General features: G+C 67.5%; 21 protein-coding genes. 1 reads left to right on the top strand and 20 read right to left on the bottom strand.

Annotated features, from left to right (window positions below; genetic code table 11):
* Positions 1–155: 155 nt before the first annotated feature.
* From pyrF to pyrR, 7 genes are read right to left on the bottom strand one after another with little or no spacing between them, the layout of a single operon-like run.
* The gene (gene pyrF / locus QNO08_RS10510; protein WP_229965563.1) at positions 156–1,097 is read right to left on the bottom strand and encodes an orotidine-5'-phosphate decarboxylase; all 942 of its coding nucleotides are present in this window, start codon (positions 1,095–1,097) and stop codon (positions 156–158) included.
* Positions 1,063–4,359, bottom strand: coding sequence for a carbamoyl-phosphate synthase large subunit (carB, locus tag QNO08_RS10515; protein WP_229965561.1), 3,297 nt, complete (start codon positions 4,357–4,359; stop codon positions 1,063–1,065). Before carB ends, pyrF begins: the two co-directional genes overlap by 35 nt.
* Complete coding sequence (gene carA / locus QNO08_RS10520) at positions 4,359–5,510, bottom strand: glutamine-hydrolyzing carbamoyl-phosphate synthase small subunit (protein WP_229965783.1); 1,152 nt, start codon at positions 5,508–5,510, stop codon at positions 4,359–4,361. The genes carB and carA overlap by 1 nt, the downstream gene beginning before the upstream one ends.
* Positions 5,511–5,548: 38 nt before the next feature.
* Positions 5,549–6,067 carry a PH-like domain-containing protein gene (locus QNO08_RS10525; RefSeq protein ID WP_229965559.1) on the bottom strand — a complete coding sequence of 173 codons (519 nt, stop codon included), beginning with the start codon at positions 6,065–6,067 and terminating at the stop codon, positions 5,549–5,551.
* Positions 6,055–7,407 (bottom strand): dihydroorotase, encoded by a 1,353-nt coding sequence (locus tag QNO08_RS10530; RefSeq protein WP_229965558.1) that lies wholly within the window; start codon positions 7,405–7,407, stop codon positions 6,055–6,057. Before QNO08_RS10530 ends, QNO08_RS10525 begins: the two co-directional genes overlap by 13 nt.
* 14 nt (positions 7,408–7,421) lie before the next feature.
* Entirely contained in the window at positions 7,422–8,420 is a 999-nt protein-coding gene (locus tag QNO08_RS10535) for an aspartate carbamoyltransferase catalytic subunit (protein ID WP_229965557.1), read from the bottom strand.
* The gene (gene pyrR / locus QNO08_RS10540) at positions 8,417–8,998 is read right to left on the bottom strand and encodes a bifunctional pyr operon transcriptional regulator/uracil phosphoribosyltransferase PyrR (protein WP_229965555.1); all 582 of its coding nucleotides are present in this window, start codon (positions 8,996–8,998) and stop codon (positions 8,417–8,419) included. The genes QNO08_RS10535 and pyrR overlap by 4 nt, the downstream gene beginning before the upstream one ends.
* Before the next feature lie 240 nt (positions 8,999–9,238).
* Between pyrR and QNO08_RS10545 the strand changes: the two genes are divergently transcribed.
* Entirely contained in the window at positions 9,239–10,483 is a 1,245-nt protein-coding gene (locus tag QNO08_RS10545) for a PrsW family intramembrane metalloprotease (RefSeq protein ID WP_229965553.1), read from the top strand.
* Positions 10,484–10,547: 64 nt separating this feature from the next.
* Here QNO08_RS10545 and nusB read toward each other — a convergent pair whose 3' ends face one another.
* The 13 genes from nusB to QNO08_RS10610 form a co-directional block, all read right to left on the bottom strand.
* A complete protein-coding gene (nusB, locus tag QNO08_RS10550) occupies positions 10,548–10,958 on the bottom strand; it encodes a transcription antitermination factor NusB (RefSeq protein ID WP_229965552.1) in 411 nt (136 codons plus the stop codon).
* Positions 10,955–11,518, bottom strand: coding sequence for an elongation factor P (gene efp / locus QNO08_RS10555; RefSeq protein ID WP_229965550.1), 564 nt, complete (start codon positions 11,516–11,518; stop codon positions 10,955–10,957). Before efp ends, nusB begins: the two co-directional genes overlap by 4 nt.
* A gap of 70 nt (positions 11,519–11,588) precedes the next feature.
* Positions 11,589–12,710 (bottom strand): 3-dehydroquinate synthase, encoded by a 1,122-nt coding sequence (gene aroB, locus QNO08_RS10560; RefSeq protein ID WP_229965549.1) that lies wholly within the window; start codon positions 12,708–12,710, stop codon positions 11,589–11,591.
* A 4-nt stretch (positions 12,711–12,714) separates the two neighbouring features.
* Complete coding sequence (locus QNO08_RS10565) at positions 12,715–13,245, bottom strand: shikimate kinase (protein WP_229965547.1); 531 nt, start codon at positions 13,243–13,245, stop codon at positions 12,715–12,717.
* The gene (gene aroC, locus QNO08_RS10570) at positions 13,229–14,443 is read right to left on the bottom strand and encodes a chorismate synthase (RefSeq protein WP_229965546.1); all 1,215 of its coding nucleotides are present in this window, start codon (positions 14,441–14,443) and stop codon (positions 13,229–13,231) included. The genes QNO08_RS10565 and aroC overlap by 17 nt, the downstream gene beginning before the upstream one ends.
* Before the next feature lie 32 nt (positions 14,444–14,475).
* Positions 14,476–15,372 carry a shikimate dehydrogenase family protein gene (locus QNO08_RS10575; protein WP_269439160.1) on the bottom strand — a complete coding sequence of 299 codons (897 nt, stop codon included), beginning with the start codon at positions 15,370–15,372 and terminating at the stop codon, positions 14,476–14,478.
* Positions 15,373–16,569, bottom strand: a complete 1,197-nt coding sequence (gene mltG, locus QNO08_RS10580) for an endolytic transglycosylase MltG (RefSeq protein WP_229965544.1) — start codon at positions 16,567–16,569, stop codon at positions 15,373–15,375. It lies immediately after the preceding gene.
* Between the two features lie 26 nt (positions 16,570–16,595).
* On the bottom strand, positions 16,596–17,177 hold the full coding sequence (ruvX, locus tag QNO08_RS10585) for a Holliday junction resolvase RuvX (protein WP_229965542.1): 582 nt from the start codon (positions 17,175–17,177) through the stop codon (positions 16,596–16,598).
* A 2-nt stretch (positions 17,178–17,179) separates the two neighbouring features.
* Positions 17,180–19,861, bottom strand: coding sequence for an alanine--tRNA ligase (gene alaS / locus QNO08_RS10590; protein WP_229965540.1), 2,682 nt, complete (start codon positions 19,859–19,861; stop codon positions 17,180–17,182).
* 106 nt (positions 19,862–19,967) lie between these two features.
* Positions 19,968–20,222, bottom strand: a complete 255-nt coding sequence (locus QNO08_RS10595; protein ID WP_231712420.1) for a hypothetical protein — start codon at positions 20,220–20,222, stop codon at positions 19,968–19,970.
* A gap of 28 nt (positions 20,223–20,250) precedes the next feature.
* Entirely contained in the window at positions 20,251–20,622 is a 372-nt protein-coding gene (locus tag QNO08_RS10600; RefSeq protein ID WP_229965539.1) for a DUF948 domain-containing protein, read from the bottom strand.
* A gap of 186 nt (positions 20,623–20,808) precedes the next feature.
* Complete coding sequence (gene rpsD, locus QNO08_RS10605) at positions 20,809–21,435, bottom strand: 30S ribosomal protein S4 (RefSeq protein ID WP_229965537.1); 627 nt, start codon at positions 21,433–21,435, stop codon at positions 20,809–20,811.
* Positions 21,436–21,664: 229 nt separating this feature from the next.
* Positions 21,665–23,083 (bottom strand): replication-associated recombination protein A, encoded by a 1,419-nt coding sequence (locus QNO08_RS10610; RefSeq protein WP_229965536.1) that lies wholly within the window; start codon positions 23,081–23,083, stop codon positions 21,665–21,667.
* Between the last annotated feature and the right edge of the window lie 57 nt (positions 23,084–23,140).

The raw sequence follows: 23,140 nt of genomic DNA on the forward strand, positions 1-23,140 counted from the left end.
TCAAAACACAGCGGCAGTGCTGGGACGGTGCTGGTGTATGGGGGTACGGTCTGAACCTATCCGCAACCCCGCCGCAATTGCAATGTGCTCCACTACCCGATCAGGGCACCGGGACGGCACGGGGGACGGCACCGGGGACGGCACCGAAAGCCGCTTCAGGATCCACCCAACCCCGCCAGCGTCCGCCGGGCGGCGTCCCGCAGCCCGGCCACGGCGGGACCGGCCTGCAGGATGTCCCGGCTGGAGGTGGCCAGGACGTTGGGATATGCCTCGCCGAAGGTGGCGCGCAGGTCGGCTCCGGTGGCGCCCTGGGCGCCAAGACCCGGGGCCAGGATCGGCGTATCCGCCGACGCCGGGCGGATGCCCAGCTCCGTGAGGGCGGAACCGACCGTGGCGCCGATGACCAGTCCGGTGGATCCGAGCGGCCGGCTCCGGGGCATCGGAGTGTCAGCACCGTCAGCAGCCCCGTCCAGCCCGGGGGCCTCCTCCCGTCCGGCCAGCTCGCGCCGGTTCTCCGCCGCCGCAGCGTCCACGATCCGGGCCGCCACCGACCGCGGACCGCCAACATGCTGGACGGAAGCGCCCTCGGGGTTGGAGGTCAGGGCGAGGACAAAGACGCCGCGCCCAGAGGCGGCCGCCAGGTCCAGGGCGGGGCGCAGCGACTCAAATCCAAGGTACGGACTCAGCGTGACGGAATCCGCGGCCAGGGCGGATCCGTCCCGCAGCCAGGCATCGGCATAAGCGGCCATGGTGGAGCCGATGTCCCCGCGCTTGGCGTCGGCGATGCTGAGGATTCCCGCGTCGGAGCAGGCCGCCAGCACCCGTTCCAGGGCAGCCAGGCCTGCGGATCCGTGGCGTTCAAAGAGCGCCACCTGCGGCTTCACGGCGGCGGCGTACTCCCCCGCGGCCTCCAGGACGGTGAGGGAGAAGCGCTCCAGGGCGGCGGCGTCGTCGTTCAGTCCCCAGGCGGCCAGGAGCGCCGGATGGGGATCGATGCCGACACACAGCTGCCCGCGGCGGTCCATCGCCGCGCGCAGCCGTGCGCCGAAGGTTCTGCCCGGATCAGACACTTGATGAAGCCCGGAGCTTGGCGGCATGCTCCTGCAGGGAGGTGACGTCCCACTCGTAGGAGCGCATCGCCTCGATCGCCTGCACGGCGGCACCGAACTCGGAGACAGTGGTCACCACCGGGCAGCCGATGGAGGTGGCGGCGGCACGGATTTCGTAGCCGTCGCCGCGGGCCTGGCCTCCGGAGGGAGTGTTCACGACGAGGTGGATTTCACCGGCGGTGATCAGGTCAGCGACCGTGCCCTCGCCGTCGGGACCGGTGCCCTCGCCGACCTTGCGCACGGTGGTGGCCTGGATGCCGTTGCGGCGCAGGACCTCGGCGGTGCCGCCGGTGGAGAGGATCTCGAAGCCCAGGTCCACCATCAGCTTCACCGGCATGATGATGGAGCGCTTGTCCCGGTTGGCCACCGAGACGAAGATCTTGCCCTCGGTCGGCAGGGCGGAGTTGGCGGCCGCCTGGGACTTGGCGAAGGCGGTGTCGAAGTACTTGTCGATGCCCATCACCTCGCCGGTGGAGCGCATTTCCGGGCCGAGCAGGGAATCCACCACGGTGCCCTCGGGGGTGCGGAAGCGGTTGAAGGGCAGGACGGCTTCCTTCACGGCCACCGGGGCGTCCGGCGGCAGCACCGAGCCGTCGCCGACGGCGAACAGCTTCCCGGCGGCGCGCAGCTCGGCGATGGTCCGGCCGGTGCCGATCAGGGCCGCGGCCTTGGCCAGCTGCACCCCCGTGGCCTTGGAGACGAACGGCACGGTCCGGGAGGCGCGCGGGTTGGCTTCGATGACATACAGGACGTCCGAGGCCAGCGCGAACTGGATGTTGATCAGACCGCGCACGCCCACTCCGGCGGCAATGACCCGGGTGGCTTCGCGGACGCGGTCGACGACGTCGGTGCCCAGGGTGATGGGCGGCAGGACACAGGCGGAATCGCCGGAGTGGATGCCGGCTTCCTCGATGTGTTCCATGATGCCGCCCACATACAGGTCGGTGCCGTCGTAGAGGGCGTCGACGTCGATCTCGATCGCGTCCTCCAGGAAGCGGTCCACCAGCACCGGGTGGTCCGGCGTGATTTCGGTGGCGTTGGCGATGTAGCGCGAAAGGTTCGCCTCGTCGTAGACAATCTCCATGCCGCGGCCGCCCAGCACATAGGACGGGCGGACCAGCACCGGGTAGCCGATTTCGTCGGCGATCTTCTTGGCATCGTCGAAGGAGACGGCGGTGCCGTTCTTCGGGGCGATCAGTCCGCCAGCGTCCAGCACGCGCTGGAAGGCGCCGCGGTGTTCGGCCAGGTCAATGGCTTCCGGCGAGGTGCCCAGGATCGGGACGCCGGCGTCGGCCAGGGCCTGCGCCAGCTTCAGCGGGGTCTGGCCGCCGAGCTGGACGAAGACGCCGAGCACTCCCCCGGTGCGCTGCTCAGCGGCGATGACCTCGAGGACATCCTCCAGGGTCAGCGGTTCGAAGTAGAGCCGGTCGGAGATGTCGTAGTCGGTGGACACGGTCTCCGGATTGCAGTTGATCATCACGGTCTCGTGGCCGGCTTCGCGCAGGGCCATGGTGGCGTGCACGCAGGAGTAGTCGAACTCGATGCCCTGCCCGATCCGATTTGGGCCGGAACCGAGGATGATGATGGACGGCTTGGCGTGCTGCGCCACCTCGTCCTCCTCGTCATAGGAGGAGTAGTGGTAGGGCGTGTAGGCGGCGAATTCCGCGGCGCAGGTGTCCACCGTCTTGTAGACCGGGCGGATGTTCAGGGCGTGCCGGACGCCGCGGATGACGGCCTCGGGCGTGTTGGTGAGCGCGCCGATCTGCTCGTCGGAGAATCCGTGGCGCTTGGCTCGGCGCAGGATTTCCTCGTTCACGGTGCCGGCGCCGCGGATTTCTTCGGCCACCTCGTTGATCAGGACCAGCTGGTCCAGGTACCAGGGGTCGATGCCTGTGGCCTCGTACAGGTCCTCCACGGTGGCGCCGCCGAGCAGGGCCTGCTGGACCTGCTGCAGGCGGTCCGTCGTCGGCCGCTTGGCGGCTTCGATCAGGGCCGGAACGTCGGCCGGATCCACGGGGGCGAAGGACAGCGAAGCGCCCTTCTGCTCCAGGGAGCGCAGCGCCTTCTGCAGCGCCTCGGTGAAGTTCCGGCCGATCGCCATGGCTTCGCCCACCGATTTCATGGTGGTGGTCAGCGTGGGGTCCGCGGCCGGGAACTTCTCGAACGCGAAGCGCGGAACCTTCACCACGACGTAGTCCAGGGTGGGCTCGAAGGACGCCGGCGTCTGCTTGGTGATGTCGTTGGGAATCTCGTCCAGCGTGTAGCCCAGGGCCAGCTTGGTGGCGATCTTGGCGATCGCGAAGCCGGTGGCCTTGGAGGCCAGCGCTGAGGAGCGGGAGACGCGCGGGTTCATTTCGATGACCACGACGCGGCCGGTGTCCGGTTCAATGGCGAACTGGATGTTGCAGCCGCCGGTGTCCACGCCCACCTCGCGGATGACGGCGATCGCGATGTTGCGCAGGTTCTGGTACTCGCGGTCGGTCAGGGTCATGGCCGGAGCCACGGTGATGGAGTCGCCGGTGTGCACGCCCACCGGATCGAAGTTTTCGATGGAGCAGACCACCACGACGTTGTCGTTGCGGTCGCGCATCATTTCCAGCTCGTATTCCTTCCAGCCGAGGATGCTCTCCTCGAGCAGCACCTCGGAGGTGGGGCTGTACTGGATGCCGGCGCCGGCGATGCGGCGCAGGTCCTTTTCGTTGTAGGCCAGGCCGGAGCCGAGTCCGCCCATGGTGAAGGAGGGCCGGACCACCATCGGATAGCCCAGCTCGTCGGCGGCGGCGAAGGCTTCGTCGAGGCTGTGCACGATGATTGACTTCGCCGATTCGGCGCCGCAGCGCTCGACGACGCCCTTGAATTTTTCCCGGTCCTCGCCGAGCTCGATGGCGGCGATGTTGGCGCCGATCAGCTCCACGTTGTACTTGTCCAGGACACCGTTCTTGTCCAGGGCGATGGCCGTGTTCAGCGCGGTCTGGCCGCCCATGGTGGGCAGGATCGCGTCGGGGCGTTCCTTGGCGATGATCTTTTCCACCACCTCGGGGGTGATGGGTTCCACGTAGGTGGCGTCGGCGAATTCGGGGTCGGTCATGATGGTGGCCGGATTGGAGTTCACCAGGATGACCCGCAGGCCCTCCTCCCGCAGTACGCGCAGCGCCTGGGTGCCGGAGTAGTCGAATTCCGCGGCCTGGCCGATCACGATCGGACCGGAGCCGATGACCAGGACGGACTTAAGGTCGGTTCTGCGGGGCATTAGAGGGATTCCTTGATCTTGCTGGCGTCGGTCTTGCTGGATTCCATGAGGTCCACGAAGCGGTCGAAGAGGTACGCGGAGTCATGCGGGCCGGCGGCGGCCTCGGGGTGGTACTGGACCGAGAAGGCCGGGATGTCGAGGCAGGCGAGGCCTTCCACGACGTCGTCGTTCAGGGACACGTGGCTGACCTCCACCCGGCCGTAGCGGGCCTCGGGCGCGGTGACCGGCCCGTCCAGCGGCGCGTCGACGGCGAAGCCGTGGTTCTGGCTGGTGATTTCGACCTTGCCGGTGCGGCGGTCCAGGACCGGCTGGTTGATGCCGCGGTGGCCGTAGCGCAGCTTGTAGGTGCCAAAGCCCAGGGCGCGGCCCAGGATCTGGTTGCCGAAGCAGATGCCGAAGAACGGGGTGCGGGTGTCCAGGACGCCGCGCAGCAGGTTCACCTGGGCGTCAGCGGTGGCGGGGTCGCCGGGGCCGTTGGACATGAACACGCCGTCGGCGTCCAGCGCCGTGACGTCCTCAAGGGTGGCGGAGGCGGGCAGGACGTGCACCCGCACGCCGCGCTCCGCGAACCGGACCGGCGTCATGGACTTGATGCCCAGGTCCAGGGCGGCGACGGTGAAGCGCGGCTCGCCGTCCCAGCCGTGGTCCTGCGGCTCGATCACGTAGGAGGCCTCGACGCTGACCTCTTCGGCGAGGCGGGCACCGGCCATGGATTCCTGCGCCAGGACGTCGGCCAGCAGCTCGGCCTCCGGGCGGTTGGCTGCGGTGCCGGAGAAGATCCCGGCCTTCATGGCGCCGCGTTCGCGCAGGTGCCGGGTCACGGCGCGGGTATCCACGCCGGAGATCCCGACGACGCCCTGCGCCGCGAGCTCTTCGTCCAGGGTGCGCTCGGAGCGCCAGCTCGACGGCCGGCGGGCGGCGTCGCGCACAATGTAGCCGGCCACCCAGATCCGCCGGGATTCGGCGTCGTCGGTGTTCACTCCGGTGTTGCCGATGTGCGGCGCCGTCTGCACCACCAGCTGGCGGGCGTAGGAGGGATCGGTGATGGTCTCCTGGTAGCCGGTCATGCCGGTGGCAAAGACCGCCTCGCCCAGGGCGGTGCCCTCGGCGCCGTAGCTGCGGCCGCGGAAGGTGCGGCCGTCTTCAAGCATCAGGACAGCTGCGGTCGGGGTGGGGATGTGCTGCACGGTCACAGTTGTTCCTCGCTTGTTGGTGCCGATTCGGCCGGCAGGAGTTCGGTTATCGCTGATACCAGCGGTGTCTTCTCGTCGGCGGAGCGGGTGCGGAACCCGGTGTCCACGGAGGTGGTTCCGAGTTTCCAGGTCACGATGACCAGGCCCTCCTTCTCCACGAATTTCCCGGCCATGCCGCGCTCCAGCCGGACGCTTTCCAGGTCCGCCCGGGGAATCCAGAGGTCGGGTGCGCCGCTGCGGACCAGCAGGAGGCCTTCGTCGAAGACTGCCGCGGTGGCGTTGGACTTCACGCCCAGCCCGTAGACGGCAATCCGGTCCAGCCAGTCACCGGCGGTGGTGGTGCAGACGTACTGTCCCAGGGCCTGGAACCGGGGTACCTCCAGGCCGTCGGGCATCGGCACCGGGCGCGGGACGCCTTTTTGGCGCTGCCGGCGGCCGCGCCAGCCCAGGGCAAACAGGCCCAGGAGCAGCACTATGAGGACAATCATGCCCAGGGCGAATATCAGCCGATCCATGCGGACTCCTCTGCGGAAACGGGGTGAGGCGTGTTCAGGGCGGCGTTCAGGACCGTGGGATGGCCGGCGAAGAAGGTCGCCTGCACGGTGCCGGGCAGTTCCAGTCCGGCAAATGGTGAGTTGCGCCCCTTTGAAGCCATCTTATTCGGGTCCACCGTGCGGCGCGCAGACGGGTTCACCAATATGACGTTGGCCGGTTCTCCCGGCGCGAGCGGCCGGCCCTGCGATTCCAGGGCACCAATGGCCGCCGGGGTGACGGAAGTCACGCGGGCGAAGCCCTCCCAGTCCATTAATCCGGTCTCGATCATCGCGTGCTGCACCACCGACAGGGCGGTTTCCAGTCCGGTCATGCCCATGGCGGCCTGCGCCCACTCGCACTCCTTGTGCTCGGACGGATGCGGTGCGTGGTCGGTGCCGACAATGTCGATCGTGCCGTCGGCCAGACCGCGGCGCAGGGCGTCGACGTCGGCAGCCGTGCGCAGCGGCGGGTTAACCTTGTAGACGGGGTCGTAGCTGTGCACCAGGTCGTCGGTGAGCAGCAGATGGTGCGGAGTGGCCTCGGCAGTGACGTTGATGCCGCGTTCCTTGGCCCAGCGGATGATTTCCACCGACCCGGCGGTGGACACATGGCACACGTGCAGCCGCGATTTGGTGTGCTGGGCCAGCAGCACGTCACGGGCGATGATCGCTTCCTCGGCCACGGCGGGCCAGCCGGCCAGGCCCAGCACGGCGCTGACCTCGCCCTCGTTCATCTGCGCACCCTCGGTCAGGCGCGGCTCCTGTGCATGCTGGGCAATCACGCCGTCGAACGCTTTGACGTACTCCAGGGCGCGGCGCATCAGCACCGGATCCGCGACGCACTTGCCGTCGTCGGAAAAGACGCGCACCCGGGCACGGGAATCCGCCATGGCGCCGAGTTCCGCCAACTGTTCGCCGTCGAGCCCGACGGTCACCGCGCCGACCGGGCGCACGTCCACCCAGCCGGAGCGGCGGCCCAGGCTGTAGACCTGCTCCACCACGCCGGCGGTGTCCGCCACGGGGTTGGAATTGGCCATGGCGTGGACGGCAGTGAAGCCGCCCAGGGCAGCGGCACGGGTTCCGGTTTCCACTGTTTCGGCGTCTTCGCGGCCGGGCTCGCGCAGGTGGGTGTGCAGGTCAACCATGCCGGGCAGCGCAATCAGGCCGGCCGCCTCGATGACGGCGGCGTCCGCCGGTGCTGAGAGGTCCGGGCCGACGGCGGTGATTCGTCCGGCGGAAATCAGGATGTCGGCGGTTTCCTTGCCGAGGATTGACGCGTTCCGGATCAGGTAAGTGCCGGTTGCTGTGTTCTCAGTCGTCACTGTGTTTTTTGTCGTCACTGTGCGGTCTCCAGGGTGGCGGTGCCGGCCGGGGTGTGATCTCCGGACAGCAGAAGGTAAAGGGCGGCCATGCGCACGGAGACACCGTTGCTGACCTGTTCCAGGATGGTGGCGCGGGGCGAATCAGCGGCCCGGGAGGAGATCTCCAGTCCGCGGTTCATCGGTCCCGGATGCAGCAGGATCGTGTCCTGAAGTCCGAGCGTGTCCAGCCGGTCCAGGCGGACGTCGTCGAAGCCCCAGCGGCGCGAGTATTCGCGGACCGAGGGGAAGAATGCCGAGTGCATCCGTTCGCCCTGCACCCGCAGCATCATGACGGCGTCGGGCCCGGCGTCCAGGGCTGCGTCCAGGTCGTAGCTGACCTCGCAGGGCCAGGACTCGACGCCGAACGGCAGCAGGGTGGGCGGGGCCACGAGCGTGACGGTGGCGCCGAGCGTGCGCAGCAGCCACAGGTCGGAGCGCGCCACCCGGGAGTGCAGGACGTCGCCTACGATCACCACGTGCATGCCGGTGAGGTCGGTGCCGGGAGAGGCCGTGCCGTGCAGGCGGGCCCAGTGGCGGCGCATGGTGAAGGCGTCCAGCAGGGCCTGGGTGGGATGCTCATGCGTGCCGTCCCCGGCGTTCAGGACCGAGGCGTCGATCCAGCCGGAGCCTGCCAGCCGGGCCGGAGCCCCGGAGGAGCCGTGGCGGATCACGACGGCGTCGGCGCCGATGGCGGCCAGGGTCTGGGCCGTGTCCTTGAGCGATTCGCCCTTGGACACCGAGGAGCCCTTGGCGGAAAAGTTGATGACATCGGCGGAGAGGCGCTTGGCGGCCGCTTCGAAGGAGATCCGGGTCCGGGTGGAATCCTCGAAGAAGAGGTTGACCACGGTCCGGCCGCGCAGGGCGGGGAGTTTCTTCACCTCGCGCTGCGATACGGCCGCCATTTGTTCGGCGGTGTCCAGGATGGCCAGGGCGTCGGTGCGGCTGAGGTCGCGGGTCGAGAGCAGATGCTTCACGGGGCTCCCTCGATGACGACTTCGTCCACGGCCGGAACATCAGTTTCCCGCAGGTGGACGCGGACCTTTTCCACGACGGCGGTGGGCAGGTTCTTGCCGACGTGGTCCGCGCGGATCGGCAGTTCACGGTGGCCGCGGTCCACGAGGACGGCGAGCCGGACAATCCGTGGCCGGCCCAGTTCCGTGAGGGCGTCCAGTGCGGCGCGGATGGTCCGGCCGGAATACAGGACGTCATCTACGAGGACCACCACTTTGTCATCGATTCCGGACAGCGGAACCCTGGTGGCGTGCGGAGTGCGGGTGGGCTGGCGGGCCAGGTCGTCACGGAACATGGTGACGTCCAGCTGCCCGACAATTGCGGCGGGATCCACTGAAGGATCGGCGGCGGCGATCTTGTCTGCGAGCCGGCGGGCCAGCGGATAGCCCCGGCGCGGAATGCCCATCAGGACAAGGTCTGCGGCGCCTCTGTTGGCTTCCAGGATCTCGTGGGCAATCCGGGTGAGCGCCCGGTTTATGTCAGCTGAAGCCAGAACGGTGCGTGCGGGTGCGGATGCGCCCGGCGGGTTGGACAAGTCCATATTCTGCCTCCTCCTTCCCCGCCTCACAGGACGGAATTTAAAGGGTGAATGCGGTTTCAAGCTACCACAGCGGGCGGTCCGGGCTTCGAACTGTGACGCCGTCCCGTCCGCTCCGATCGCGGGATCCGGCTGCCCGCTCCGCGATAGGGGCAACTTTGCGGTTTTTCATCCCCAGTGCGCCGGTCTTCGGCCCACAACAGCCTTTTCCTCATAGGGTTGCCCTATGAAGGACGCAGATTCATGAGCGGGCACAACCCCGACCACTTTGCCGGACAGGCCCGTGCGGTCCCCTGGACTCCCCCTCCGGGTGCCCCGCAGCCGGCCGCCGAGCAGCCCCCGGGGTACGGTCCGGTGCCGGTGCAGCCGCTGTGGTCCGCCCAGCCGCGCGGAGGCACCGGCACGGCCGCGACGGTGCTGCTGATCATCGGGTCATCGCTGGCCCTGCTGCTGGTGGCCTGGTTCCTCTGGTGGCAGCTGGGGACCACCGCGTTCCTGCTCTGCGGGATCCTGGCACTGGTGCCGCTGGGCATCTGCCTGCTGGGACTGCATTGGGTGGACCGCTGGGAACCCGAGCCCCGTTCGGCGCTTCTGTTTGCGTTTCTGTGGGGTGCCGGCATCTCGGTGGGCATCACGCTGCTGGTCGGCCCCTATGTGCGCGGCGCCCTGCATCTCCTGCTGCCGGGGCTGGCGCCGGAGTTCATCGGCCCCGTCCTGGAAGCGCCGATCGTCGAGGAAACCGCGAAGGGACTGGGCGTCCTGCTCCTGGTCCTGGTGCGGCGCAGCCACTTTGACGGGCCGGTGGACGGGATCGTTTATGCCGGCACCGTCGCTGCCGGCTTCGCGTTCACGGAAAACATCCTGTACTTCGGATCGGCGCTGATCTCCAGCGGAGGTTTGGGTGCGCAGCTGGGCTTTGTCTTTGTGCTGCGGGGAATCTTCTCGCCGTTCGCGCATGTGCTCTTCACGGCCGCCATCGGCGTCGGACTGGGGATCACCGTGCGGCGCGGCGGTGCCCTGCGCATCACTGCCGGTTTCCTCGGCGGCCTCATCGCGGCGATCCTGGGCCACATGTTGTGGAACGGCGGCACCGTGCTGGTCTCCGGCAGCTTCTTTGTGTTCTATTTCCTGCTGCAGGTGCCGCTGTTCGCCCTGGCGGTGACTGGCGTCATCCTGCTGCGCCGGGCCGAACAGCGGCTTACCCGGCAGCGGCTGGGCGAATACGCCGCAGCCGGATGGTTCACGCCCCAGGAGGTCCTCATGCTCTCCACCCGTGCCGGCCGGCACCAGGCGATGGCCTGGGCCGGCCGGTTCGGGGCCCGCAGCACAATGAAAACCTTCATCCGGGAAGCCACCCGGCTGGCGCTGACCCGCCAGCAAATCGCTGCCGGGCGGGACCTGCCGGCCAACCGGGCCGCTGAACACACTCTGCTGCACGACCTCACCCGTACCCGCGGAACCATGCTGGCCCGCGCCGGCGGGTCCTGAGGAACGCAAAAACCCGCCCGGCCCACTTGCGTGGCCGTGCGGGCTTAGTGCGGAACCGGTGTGCTTAGGCCAGCAGCGAAGGCTTGAGCTGGTGAAGCCGGCTCAGGAGACCGTTCACGAAGGCCGGTGACTCGTCAGTGGACAGGGTCTTGGCGAGTTCAACGGCTTCGCTGATCGCCACCTTGTCCGGAACGTCGTCGTTGTAGAGCAGTTCCCAGGTGCCCAGGCGCAGGATGATGCGGTCCACAGAGGGCATCCGCTCCAGGGGCCAGCCCTGCGAGTAGGTGCCGAGGAACTCATCGATGGTTTCCTGCATGGAAACCACGCCCTCCACCAGCTCCAGGGTGTACGGGTTGATCGTCTGATCGGTCTGTTCCCGGCGGGCCTTGATCATGTCAAAGGCCGACGCCGAACGCTGCTCAGCTTCAAACAGAACTTCCAGTGCCCGGGTCCGGGCTTTAGTGCGTGCACTCACTCGTTAACGCGTCCCAAATAATCGCCGTTGCGGGTATCTACCTTGACCTTGGTGCCCTGTTCCAGGAACAGGGGAACCTGGATTTCGTAGCCGGTCTCCACGGTGGCGGGCTTAGTGCCGCCGGTGGAGCGGTCGCCCTGAAGGCCCGGCTCGGTGTACGTGATTTCCAGGATTACCGACGGGGGCAGCTCAATGTACAGCGGAGAACCCTCATGGATGGCAATCGTCACCATCAGGGATTCGAGCATGAAGTTGGCGGCGTCCCCCACGATGGAACCCGGCACGGTCAGCTGGTCGTAGTCCGAGGTGTCCATGAAGACGTAGTCGTCGCCATCCTGGTACAGGTACTGGTAATCGCGGCGGTCAACGGAAGCCGTTTCGATCTTGATGCCGGCGTTGAAGGTCTTGTCGACTACCTTGCCCGAACGCACGTTGCGCATCTTGGTACGGACAAACGCACCACCCTTGCCCGGCTTCACGTGCTGGAACTCGATGATGCTCCAAAGGTTGCCTTCAAGCTTCAGCACGGTGCCGTTCTTGATGTCGTTGGTCGTCGCCACAGTTTCTCTTTCGTTGATCCGCAAAAGTTTTCGTTTTAAGTCCGCAGACCATTCTACCTGCTCCGTGCCCCTACAGGCTGAGGCGGATGCCGCCCTGGGGTTCGGAGGCGATCTCCTGGTAGGCAGCGAACAGCAGCGAGGTGTCCGGAACCTCCAGCATGGAGGGCCGGGCGAGGCCGTCCAGGACCACAAAACGCAGCAGGTCGCCGCGGGATTTCTTGTCGCGGCGCATGCCGTCCAGCAGGGCTGACCAGCGGTCCTTCCGGTAGGTGACCGGCAGTCCCAGCAGGGACAGGATGTCCTTGTGCCGGTCCGCCGTGGCGTCATCCAGCCGGCCGACCATGCGGCCGAGCTCGGCGGCGAAAACCAGCCCCACTGACACGGCGGCGCCGTGGCGCCACTGGTAGCGTTCAGCCAGTTCGATGGAGTGGCCCAGCGTGTGGCCGTAGTTCAGGAACTCCCGGCGGCCGGCTTCGCGCAGGTCCGCGGAAACCACCTCGGCCTTGACCGCAATGGAGCGTTCCACGAGTTCGCGCACGACGGCGGAGGCGCCGTCGCCCACTGCCTCCGGGTTGGCTTCCACCAGGTCCAGGATGGCCGGATCCGCGATGAAGCCGCACTTGATGACTTCGGCCATGCCGCTGAGGAGCTCGTTCTTGGGCAGGGTGCCCAGCGCGTCCAGGTCCGCCAGCACGCCGGCGGGGGGATGGAAGGCTCCCACGAGGTTTTTGCCCTCGGCCGTGTTGATGGCGGTCTTGCCGCCAACTGCCGCGTCCACCATGCCCAGCAGGGAGGTGGGAATGTGGACCACCTTGATGCCGCGCAGCCAGGTGGCGGCGACGAAACCGGCCAGGTCGGTGACCGCGCCGCCGCCCACCGCCACGATGGCGTCGGAACGGGTGAAGTCGTTCTGCCCCAGGACCTGCCAGCAGAAGGAAGCCACCTGAATGTGCTTGCCCTCTTCGGCGTCCGGGATTTCGGCGGTGACAGCGGTGAGGCCGGTGGCGGCGAGTTCGTCGCGGACGGTGTCGCCGGTGGCACGGAGCGCGCGGGGATGGATGACCAGGACGCGGCGCACCCGCTCCCCCAGCATGGCCGGAAGGCGGTCCAGCAGTCCGTTGCCGATCACGACGTCGTAATTGCTTGCGGGGCTTTCGCCGGTCACCGGGATGACGGTGGGATCGGAGGCCATGGAGTTAAGCTCCTTCATTGAGGATTGTCGTCAGCCGGTCGATGATGGCCGTGACGGTGAGTCCCCTGGTGTCAATGGTGATGTCGGCCAGGGATTCGTAAACGGGCCGCCGGGCCTTGGCCAGTTCCTGCCAGCGGCGCACGGGGTCGCCGGCAAGCATGGGGCGGTGCCCGGAGCGGATAATGCGGGGCAAAACTGTTTCCAGGTCGGTGTCCAGAAACACTACGGTGGAGCGGCACAGCAGCTGCTGCGTCCCGGTGTCCAGCACCGCTCCGCCGCCCAAAGAAATGACGGCGCAGGGTTTTTCGGCCAGCGCCGCAGCCACGCAGCGGGCTTCAACCTCACGGAAGTAACATTCCCCGCGTGCGGAAAAGAGTTCCGGAATGGGACCGTGGCGCTCGGTGACGAGCTGATCGGTGTCGGTGAACTTCAGCTGACGGCGGGCCGCCAACTCGCGCCCCACCACCGACTTGCCGGCCGCCATGAAGCCGATCAGGACAATGTGCCGGCAGGACTGGTCAGTCTGTCCGGACACTGGTGCCAGCCGATGCCAGGGCGCCCGGAATGTTCTCCAGGTAGGACCGCAGGTTCCGCGCCGTCTCGGCCACGGAATCGCCGCCGAATTTCTCGGTGACCGCCTCCGCCAACACGAGCGCGACCATGGCCTCGGCCACTACGCCGGCCGCCGGCACGGCGCACACGTCGGAGCGCTGGTGGTGGGCGCGGGCCGGCTCGCCGGTGCTGACGTCCACTGTCTGCAGTGCGTGCGGGACGGTGGCGATCGGCTTCATGGCCGCCCGCACCCGCAGCACCTCACCGATGCTCATGCCGCCTTCGATGCCTCCGGCGCGGTTGCCGGAGCGGACCACGCGGCCCGCGGCGTCCTGGAGGATTTCGTCGTGCGCGGCGGAGCCGCGGCGGGCCGCGGTGAGGAAGCCGTCACCGATCTCCACGCCCTTGATCGCCTGGATGCCCATCAGGGCACCGGCGATCCGCGCGTCGAGCCGGCGGTCCCAGTGCGTGTAGCTGCCCAGTCCCGGCGGCAGGCCGTAGGCAACAACCTCCACCACGCCGCCGAGGGTCTCGCCGTCCTTGTGGGCAGCGTCCACCTCGGCCACCATTGCCGCGGACACGTCCGCGTTGAAGCAGCGCAGGGGATCGGCGTCGAGGGCGGCGACGTCGGCGGGGCCGGGCAGCGCCGATCCTTCGGGGCTGCCGACACCGGCGATGCTCACGGTGTGGGAAACCAGTTCAACGCCCAGGGACTTCAGGAACGAGGAGGCCACCGCGCCCAAGGCCACGCGGGCGGCGGTTTCGCGGGCGCTGGCACGCTCCAGCACGGGACGGGCCTCGTCGAAGCCGTATTTCTGCATGCCGGTAAAGTCTGCGTGTCCGGGGCGCGGGCGGGTCAGCGGGGCGTTGCGCGCGGACTCGGCCAGCAGTGCCGGGTCCACCGGATCCGGAGACATGACCTGCTCCCACTTCGGCCACTCGGTGTTGCCCACCTCGATGGCAACGGGGCCGCCCTGGGTGAGCCCGTGCCGCACTCCGCCGAGGATGCGGACCTGGTCCTGTTCGAACTTCATCCGGGCGCCGCGCCCATAGCCGAGCCGTCGGCGCGCCAGCGCCTCTTGGATCAGGGAGGTGTTCACTTCGACGCCTGCAGGGACGCCCTCAACTATTCCTACCAGTGCAGGCCCATGGGACTCACCGGCGGTCAACCAACGCAACATGGTTTCAATACTGCCATGATCGGCGCGCGGCTTCAGCGCCGCGGCGCACCGACCGCGTCACACATCACGTTTGTGACGGCATTCTCGTCACGGAACTTCCCGCCGGCGAAGAGCCGCACCTGTTCCACTGCCTGATAGAGCAGCATTTCCAGTCCGGGCACGATCCGGCCGCCCTGCGCGGTCCAGACCCGGGCGATGCTGCTGGGCCACGGGTTGTAGGCCACGTCGAGGAGGACGGCGCCCGGCCCGGCAACGGCCCTCGGTGCCGCGGCCAGGGCGTCGGCCAAGGCATCGGCGCCGTACGGAGGAAGGGTGGAGATCACGACGTCGGCATCCGCGCAGAGCGCCGCCGCATCGGTCCAGGGCCGCAGCTCCAGCGCGGTGCCGGTGCGGCGGCCGACGTCGGCCACCGCCGCGGTGCCGTTTTCCCGTGCGGGAAACCGGCGGGCGCAGACCGTCACCGAAGCGGCGCCGAGCCGGCCCGCTGCCGCAACAGCGGCGCAGGCGGTGCCGCCGGCGCCGAGGATGATCACACGCGGCGTGCTCCGGGCACCCGCGTGGCGCAGGGCGTTCACGATGCCGGCCACATCGGTGTTGTGCCCGGTGAGGACGACTCCGGCGCCGGTGTACTCGAAGGTCACGGTGTTCAGGACCTGCAAGTCCGCGGCGGTGGCGGTGAGCCTGTCCATGGCCGGGAGCAGCGCGGACTTCAGGGGCATGGTGACGGAGAGCCCGGCCCACTGCGGTTCCGCGGGGTCGGGCACCCGAAGGGACGCGGCAAAGGCTGCCGCGTCCTCCTCGGGGACGTCCAGGGAATCATAGGTGCAGTTGAACCCGAGGTACTGATAGGCGGCGCGGTGCAGCATCGGCGACTTGGAGTGGCCGATGGGATGCCCCAGGACGGCTGCCCGCCGGGGACGCTCCGTCAACTACCCGCACCTGCCCGGTTTCTGGGTGCCGCACCATTCCTGGTACTCCAGCACGTACTTGGCGTGCTCGGCCAGGGTGGAGGAGAACTCGGTCTGGCCGGTGTCCAGGTTCACAGTCACCCAGTAGTAGTACGGAACGTCAGCGGGGTTGGCGGCCGCATCGATGGCCTCCTTGCTCGGCGAACCGATGGGTCCGACGGGCAGCCCCGGGTTGGCGTACGTGTTGTACGGGTTCGACTTGTCCGCCTTTTCCTCGGGCGTCAGGTCGTAGCTCTTGCGGTTCAGGCCGTACGTCACGGTGGCATCGGACTGGATCAGCCCGCTGGTTTCCACGTTGTCGGCCCGGAGACGGTTCTGGATTGAACCGGCAACCTTGGCGTAGTCGGCCTCTCCGGCCTCCGCCTGGATAATGCTGGCCTTGGTCAGGATCCGGTACTGCTCGGCGGGATCAGTGATTTCGGCGTCCTCGAGCGTGGCGAAGGTATTGCCGATCATCTCCTCGATGATGGAGGTTGCGTCCTGCTCCAGCGGGAAGCGGTATTCACCCGGGTGCAGGTAGCCCTCCAGGCTCACTGCCTCGGCCGGCAGCCCGAAGGCTTCCGGATCCTCGGCCAGGGCCTCGAACTCCGCCAGCGGAATTCCGGTGGATGCACTGAGGATGTCGAACACTTCGCCCTGGCGCAGGTCGCGGGCAACGGCGGCGTAGTGCACCGCGGCACCCTGCTCGCCCAGCAGCGCTTCGAGAGCAGCCGAGGATGACATCTGCTGCTTCATTTCATAGGATCCGGGCTGGATCTGCCGGCCCTCGGCCTCTTCGGCGAACGCGTTAACGAATTCCTTGGCCGTGGCGACGATGTCCGCCGTTTCCAGCTTCGTGCCGATGATCATCGGTCCGTCGCCCTCGGCGACCGTGAAGCTCACGCTTCCCGTTCCGGCGCCTTCATAGTCCTTGATCTCATTCAGTCCCAGCAGGTCCCGAAGGAACATGGTGAGGCCGAAGACGACGCCCCCAAAAAACACCAGCACAACGAGCATGACGATGGTGCGACGGCGGCGGCGGCGCTGTTTCTCCCCGGTGGGGCGGCTGTTGCCGCGCGTGTCCTGCTCGTCCTCGAAGAAGTCTTCCACCGGAGGGTTGCCTCCAGCCTGGTCAGCTCCGTGATGGGCGTTCGGTTCATAGTCCGGTTCCGCTCCCATGGGCGGAAAATCCGGATATCTGTGGCTCACAGCGCGGACCCGTTTCCGCGCTTGTTGTCCTGGGAAATGATTGGCTCCTGTGTCGGGGCCGGCAGGGCGCCTGTCTGGCGCTGCTGCCGGCATGATGTGACCGGCTCCCCCACATCGCGTCCAAGGGAACGCTGCATGTCAATGGCCTGCTGCAGAATCGCTACAGCGGCCGCTTGATCCACCACTCTACGGTGATCCTTGCTGTTCAAGCCAGCTTCGTGCAACGAACGATGCGCGCTCACAGTGGTGAGGCGCTCGTCCACGAGGTGAACGGGAAGACCGTTGCCGCTGCGTTCCAGTTCGGTCAGCAGCAGATCGGCGTAGTCCCGGGCCATCTGGGTTGAGGCGGTTTCCGTGCCGCGCATGCTGCGCGGCAGGCCAACGAATACCTGAACGGCATTGCGGTCAGCAGCCTCGCGGACGAGTACCTTGATGTCGCTGTTCTTTTTCGCGTCCCGCTTCAGGGTTTTCACCGGCATGGCCAGCATCCCGTCCGGATCGCTCACGGCCAGGCCCACCCGGGCCAGGCCGACGTCTACCCCCAACTTAACCCCGCGGGGGTAGTCCTGCAGCTCCATTGTCAGCCCCGGTTGGCAACTGCGGCTTGGATGGCGGTGAGTGCCTCACCGAGCTTGGAAGCGTCCGAGCCGCCGCCCTGCGCCACATCGTCCTTGCCGCCGCCGCCGCCGCCGAGCACGCCGGCGGCAAGCTTCACCAGCGCACCGGCCTTGACGCCTGCGGAACGTGCTTCCTCGTTCGTGGCCACAATCACCACGGGGCGGGAATTGGACACCCCGGCAACGGCGACGACGGCGGCGCCCGCACCCAGGCGGGAGCGCAGGTCCAGGGCCAGGGTGCGGAGGTCATCCGCACCGGCTCCGGGTCCGGCGTCGTGTGCAAGAACACGGACGCCGTCGACGTCAACTGCCTTGCCCACCAGTGCCGCGGCGGACGCGGCCAGCTGCTCGCGGCGCAGGCGCTCGAGTTCCTTTTCGGTGGACTTCAGCTTGGCCAGGGTGGCGGCCAGGCGGTCCGGCAGTTGAACGGACGGAACCTTGAGCATTTCGGAGAGCTCGTTGACCAGTGCGCGTTCCGCGGCCAGGTGCCGGAAGGCATCCATGCCCACGAAGGCTTCCACGCGGCGGTTTCCCGAGCCCACTGACTGCTCGCCCAGCAGCGTGAGGCTGCCGATGCGGGAGGTGGATTCGACGTGCGTGCCGCCGCAGAGTTCGCGGGACCAGTCGCCGTTCATCTCCACAACGCGCACCATGTCGCCGTAGGCCTCGCCAAACAGCGCCATCGCACCCAGGGCCTTGGCCTCGGCCAGGGACATGACCTTGGTCTCGACCTGGTAGTTGCTGCGGATCGCGAGGTTGGACACCTCTTCGATTTCAGACTTGGCGGCGTCCGAGAGGCCTTCGCCCCAGGAGAAGTCGAAGCGGAGGTAGCCGGCCTTGTTGAAGGAGCCGCGCTGCAGCGCCTCCGGGCCCAGGATCTGGTGCAGTGCAGCGTGCACGATGTGCGTGCCGGAGTGCGCCTGCTCGGCCTCGTGGCGGCGCTGGGCGTCGACGGCAGCCAGCACGGCCGAGCCCTCGGCGATTTCGCCTTCCCGGACGATGGCCTTGTGCACGCTCAGGCCCTTGACCGGGCGCTGCACGTCCTGCACTTCGAGGACGAAACCGTCACCGGTGATCAGGCCGGTGTCGGCGGCCTGGCCGCCGGCTTCGGCGTAGAACGGAGTTTCGTTCAGCACCAGGGAGATTTCCGAGCCCTGGCCGGCGTGCGGAACCCGGGCGCCGCCCGAGATGATGCCGCGCACCAGGGATTCGCTGGTCAGCTCGTCGTAGCCGGTGAAGACGGTGGAGCCGGCGGCCAGCAGTTCGTTGAACACCGAGACGTCGTTGTGGCCGTGCTTCTTGCCGCGGGCATCCGCCTGGGCGCGCTGGCGCTGTTCCAGCATCAGGGAGCGGAATCCGGCCTCGTCGACCTTCAGGCCCGCTTCCTCGGCCATTTCCAGCGTGAGGTCGATCGGGAAGCCGTAGGTGTCATGCAGGGTGAAGGCGTCTTCGCCGGAGAGCGGCTTGTTGGCGGCCTGGGATTCCTTGACGGCTTCCTCGAGGCGCTCGGTGCCGGAGGCAATGGTGCGCAGGAACGCTTTTTCCTCGGCGTAGGCGATGCGGCTGATGCGGGCGAAGTCGGTTTCGACCTCGGGGTAGGTGCCCTTCATCGCGTCGCGGGAGACGGGAAGCAGCTCGGGCAGGACGGCGGTCTCCACGCCCAGCAGGCGCATGCTGCGCACCGCACGCCGGATCAGGCGGCGCAGCACGTAGCCGCGGCCTTCATTGGAGGGGCTCACGCCGTCGGCGATCAGCAGCAGGGCCGAGCGGACGTGGTCGGCGACCACGCGCATCCGCACGTCGTCGGTGTGGTGCGGATCGGAGGGGTCCTCGGCGGAGGTGTACTCCTTGCCGGAGAGCTCCGAGGCCTTGTCCAGGACCGGGCGGACCTGGTCAGTCTCGTACATGTTCTCCACGCCCTGGAGAATCATGGCCAGACGCTCCAGGCCGAGGCCGGTGTCGATGTTCTTCTGCGGCAGTTCGCCGAGGATCTCGAAGCTGTCCTTGCCGGTGCCTTCGCCGCGCTGGTACTGCATGAACACGAGGTTCCAGATTTCCACGTACCGGTCATCGTCAGCCGCCGGGCCGCCGTCGACGCCGTAGGCAGGTCCGCGGTCGTAGAAGATCTCGGAGCTGGGGCCGGCGGGGCCGGGCTGTCCGGTGGACCAGTAGTTGTCCTTCTTGCCGAATTTCTGGATGCGTTCGGCGGGAACGCCGATCTTGTCGCGCCAGATGGCGAGGGCTTCGTCGTCCTCCTCGTAGACCGTGATCCACAGCTTTTCGGACGGCAGGCCGAAGCCGCCGTCGGCAACCGGCTTCGTCAGCAGTTCCCAGGCGAAGCCGATGGCTTCTTCCTTGAAGTAGTCGCCGAAGGAGAAGTTGCCGGCCATCTGGAAGAAGGTGCCGTGACGCGCGGTCTTGCCCACTTCCTCGATGTCCGCGGTGCGGATGCACTTCTGCACGCTGGTGGCCCGCTTGTACGGGGCCTTTTCACGGGCGGTGAGGTAAGGGATGAAAGGCACCATGCCGGCCACGGTGAAAAGCAGCGACGGATCATTGGTAACGAGGGACGCGGAGGGAACCACCGTGTGGCCCTTGTCGCTGAAGAAATCCAGCCAGCGGCGTGCAATCTCGTGGGACTTCATGGTGCTTTTTACCCTTCCGGTAATTCAGGCGTTCGCAGGTTGATGCTGCTGGCACGGCGTTCCAGACGGTGCGGCGTGCCAGGTGGTGCAGGCTAGGTTCCGGCGGTCAGCGGCGCGCGGCGGCCATGGTGTCGGCGACCGTGTCGCCGGTGTCCATGCCCAAGGCGGTGCGCAGTTCGCCTTCACGTTCAGTCATGCCGTCACGGAACGCGTCGGCGAAGTTCTGCAGGGCGCCGGCGGCGGTGCCGATGGCCTGGTTGAGTCCGGCCGGACCCAGGGTGTTCTTGGCGTCCGAGAGACGGCGGACGGCGATGACTCCGATGGTGACACCGATGGACATCCAAAAGACTCGTTTGATCATGCTCTTCGCTCCTGTGCTGGTGGCGGGTTTAGCGGCTGCGGCGGCCGCGGCTCTTGCCGCGGGAGGAAAGGGCCGAACGGACTCCGTAGCTGAAGGCCGAAACCTTGATCAGCGGAGACCCGACTGTTGCAGCCACCAGGGAGGACAGCGCGGAAATGTTGGCCGTGGCGTCCGAGACGTTGGAGGAAATGCCGTCCACCTTCTGCAGCTGCAGGTTGGTGGAGGACACCGTGGTGGTGACTTCCTCGATCAGCGGGGTGGTCTCGTTGCTGATGGTGCGAATGGCGCCGCGCAGTTCATCAAACACCTTGCCCAGCTTCCAGATCGGGACGGCCAGCAGCACTACCAGCACTGCGAACACACCGGCAGCAATCAGACCGGCAATATCTCCACCCGACATGGCACTCCTCTTGGGGTTGAATCTTGGGGTTGTAACTTGGACTTTCCGCTATGTACCTTACCTACTTCGCGGCTGCAGCACTTACTCGCCCCTGCGGGGCGTGCGCGGCCGGCAAAGGGGCCGCATAACCGAACAGCCCGCGGCGGGGGCCGCGGGCTGTTGCGATAAATCGAGAAAAACTCGAGATTAGCGTGCGTAGTATTCCACGACGAGCTGCTCTTCACAGGTCACGGGAACTTCCGAGCGCTTCGGGCGGCGCACAAGGCGGGCCTGCAGCTTGTCCAGGGAAACATCCAGGTAACCGGGAACGGCGGGCAGGACGTCGCGGTGGGCGCCGGCAGCGGCAACCTGGAACGGCGTCATGGTCTCGCTGCGCATGTGCACATGGATGAGCTGGCCTTCGGAAACGCGGAACGACGGGCGGTCCACGCGGGCGCCGTCAACCATGATGTGACGGTGCACAACAAGCTGGCGGGCCTGGGCGATCGTACGGGCGAAGCCCGAGCGCAGCACGAGGGCGTCGAGACGCATCTCGAGCAGCTCGATCAGGTTTTCACCGGTCAGACCGGCGGTGCGGCGGGCTTCCTCGAAGACACGGGTCATCTGTGCTTCGCGGATGCCGTACTGGGCGCGCAGACGCTGCTTTTCACGCAGGCGTACCGCGTAGTCGCTGTCCTGCTTGCGACGTGCGCGGCCGTGCTCACCCGGGGGGTAAGGACGACGCTCGAAGTACTTGGCTGCCTTGGGGGTCAAAGCAATGCCGAGGGCGCGCGAAGCGCGGGCCTGACGGCGTGCACGTGTGTTGTTAGCCACGTTCACCTTTCACTGTTTTGGCGGTTTGGCCACCGCAGCCCTGGTTTTCACCGGATACCGTGATGACTGATATGTAAGTACTGGCCTCCATTAGGGAGAGCTCGGGCCAACCGCTGCCTTCTGCTACAGACACGGCACCGGGCACAACTTCGCCGCTATCAGCTTCGAAGGGGGGTCCGGCGTCGCGCTTGCCAGTCAACCATCAATCCTAGCACGCCCACCGGGGGCGTTACTTTCCCCGGATGATCCCGCGCAGCCGTTCCAGCCGCGCCGAGATGTCCCGTTCAACACCGTTGCCCGTGGGCTCGTAGTAGTCGCGGCCCACCAGGTCATCCGGCGGATACTGCTGCCGGGCAACGCCGTGCGGTTCGTCGTGGGAGTAGACGTATCCCTTGCCGTGGCCGAGCTGCTTTGCTCCGGGATAGTGGGCATCCCGCAGGTGCGCGGGGATCCCCTGCCCGCGCCCCGCGCGCACGTCGGCGATGGCCGCATTGATGCCGTTGTAGGCGGCGTTGGACTTGGGGGCGGTGGCAATGTGCACCACTGCCTCAGCCAGGATGATCCTGCCCTCGGGCATGCCGATCAGCTGCACCGCCTGGGCTGCGGCCACCGCCGTCTGCAGCGCCGTGGGATCGGCCATTCCCACGTCTTCGGCGGCGGAAATCACCAGGCGGCGGGCAATGAACCGGGGGTCCTCCCCCGCTTCCACCATTTTGGCCAGGTAGTGCAGGGCGGCGTCCACGTCCGAACCGCGCAGGGACTTGATGAAGGCGCTGGTGACGTCGTAGTGCTGGTCGCCGGCGCGGTCGTAGCGCAGGGCCGCCACGTCCAGTGCCTTTTCGGCGTCGCTGAGCGTGACCTCGGGGATGCCTTCGGCGTCGTTCCGTTCGGAATAGGCGACGCCGGCGGCGGCCTCCAGCGCGGTCAGTCCGCGCCGCGCGTCGCCGGCGGCCAGCCGCACCAGATGCTCCAGCGCTTCATCACTCAGGGTTACCCGTCCGGCGAGGCCGCGCTCGTCCTCCACGGCCCGCTGCAGCAGGGCGGCAATGTCCTCTTCGGTGAGCGGCTTCAGCGTCAGCAGCAGGGAGCGCGAGAGCAGCGGCGAGACCACCGAGAAGGACGGATTTTCCGTGGTTGCGGCCACCAGCACCACCCAGCGGTTCTCCACCCCGGGCAGCAGCGCGTCCTGCTGCGCCTTGTTGAAGCGGTGGATCTCGTCCAGGAACAGCACTGTGGTGATGCGGTGCAGATCACGGTTGGTCAGTGCGTCATCCATCACCCGGCGGACATCCTTCACCCCGGCGGTGATGGCGGAGAGCTCCACGAACTTCCGGCCGGAGCCGCGGGCCACAACGTGGGCCAACGTGGTTTTTCCCGTGCCGGGAGGGCCCCAGAGCATGACCGACGACGGTCCGGCGGGGCCGCGGTCGTCGGCGGATTCCGCCAGGGTGCGCAGCGGGGATCCGGGTCCGAGCAGGTGCTGCTGGCCCACCACCTCATCCAGCGACCGCGGGCGCATCCGCACGGCCAGCGGGCTGCGCGGGCGCTTCCGGCCGTCGTCGCCGGCACCGGCACCAAACCCGCCGCCGTCGTTGTCATCGCGGGTATCGGTGTCGCCGTCACTGTCGCTGCTGAACAAATCACTCACTCCCCAAGGCTACTCGTGCCGTAGCGTTGACCGGGCCCGGCGACTGCCGGCGCTCTG

Source organism: Arthrobacter sp. zg-Y820 (assembly GCF_030142155.1).
Lineage (GTDB): Bacteria > Actinomycetota > Actinomycetes > Actinomycetales > Micrococcaceae > Arthrobacter_B.

Bases quoted from the DNA above. Each gene is read 5' to 3' on its own strand.
- aroB (WP_229965549.1), bottom strand. From the start codon at position 12,710: ATGGCCTCCGATCCCACCGTCATCCCGGTGACCGGCGAAAGCCCCGCA.
- carB (WP_229965561.1), bottom strand. From the start codon at position 4,359: ATGCCCCGCAGAACCGACCTTAAGTCCGTCCTGGTCATCGGCTCCGGT.
- pyrF (WP_229965563.1), bottom strand. From the start codon at position 1,097: ATGCCGCCAAGCTCCGGGCTTCATCAAGTGTCTGATCCGGGCAGAACC.
- QNO08_RS10595 (WP_231712420.1), bottom strand. From the start codon at position 20,222: ATGATCAAACGAGTCTTTTGGATGTCCATCGGTGTCACCATCGGAGTC.
- pyrR (WP_229965555.1), bottom strand. From the start codon at position 8,998: ATGGACTTGTCCAACCCGCCGGGCGCATCCGCACCCGCACGCACCGTT.
- aroC (WP_229965546.1), bottom strand. From the start codon at position 14,443: ATGTTGCGTTGGTTGACCGCCGGTGAGTCCCATGGGCCTGCACTGGTA.
- carA (WP_229965783.1), bottom strand. From the start codon at position 5,510: ATGCTTGAAGACGGCCGCACCTTCCGCGGCCGCAGCTACGGCGCCGAG.
- mltG (WP_229965544.1), bottom strand. From the start codon at position 16,569: ATGGGAGCGGAACCGGACTATGAACCGAACGCCCATCACGGAGCTGAC.
- QNO08_RS10545 (WP_229965553.1), top strand. From the start codon at position 9,239: ATGAGCGGGCACAACCCCGACCACTTTGCCGGACAGGCCCGTGCGGTC.
- ruvX (WP_229965542.1), bottom strand. From the start codon at position 17,177: ATGGAGCTGCAGGACTACCCCCGCGGGGTTAAGTTGGGGGTAGACGTC.
- QNO08_RS10525 (WP_229965559.1), bottom strand. From the start codon at position 6,067: ATGGATCGGCTGATATTCGCCCTGGGCATGATTGTCCTCATAGTGCTG.
- alaS (WP_229965540.1), bottom strand. From the start codon at position 19,861: ATGAAGTCCCACGAGATTGCACGCCGCTGGCTGGATTTCTTCAGCGAC.
- QNO08_RS10600 (WP_229965539.1), bottom strand. From the start codon at position 20,622: ATGTCGGGTGGAGATATTGCCGGTCTGATTGCTGCCGGTGTGTTCGCA.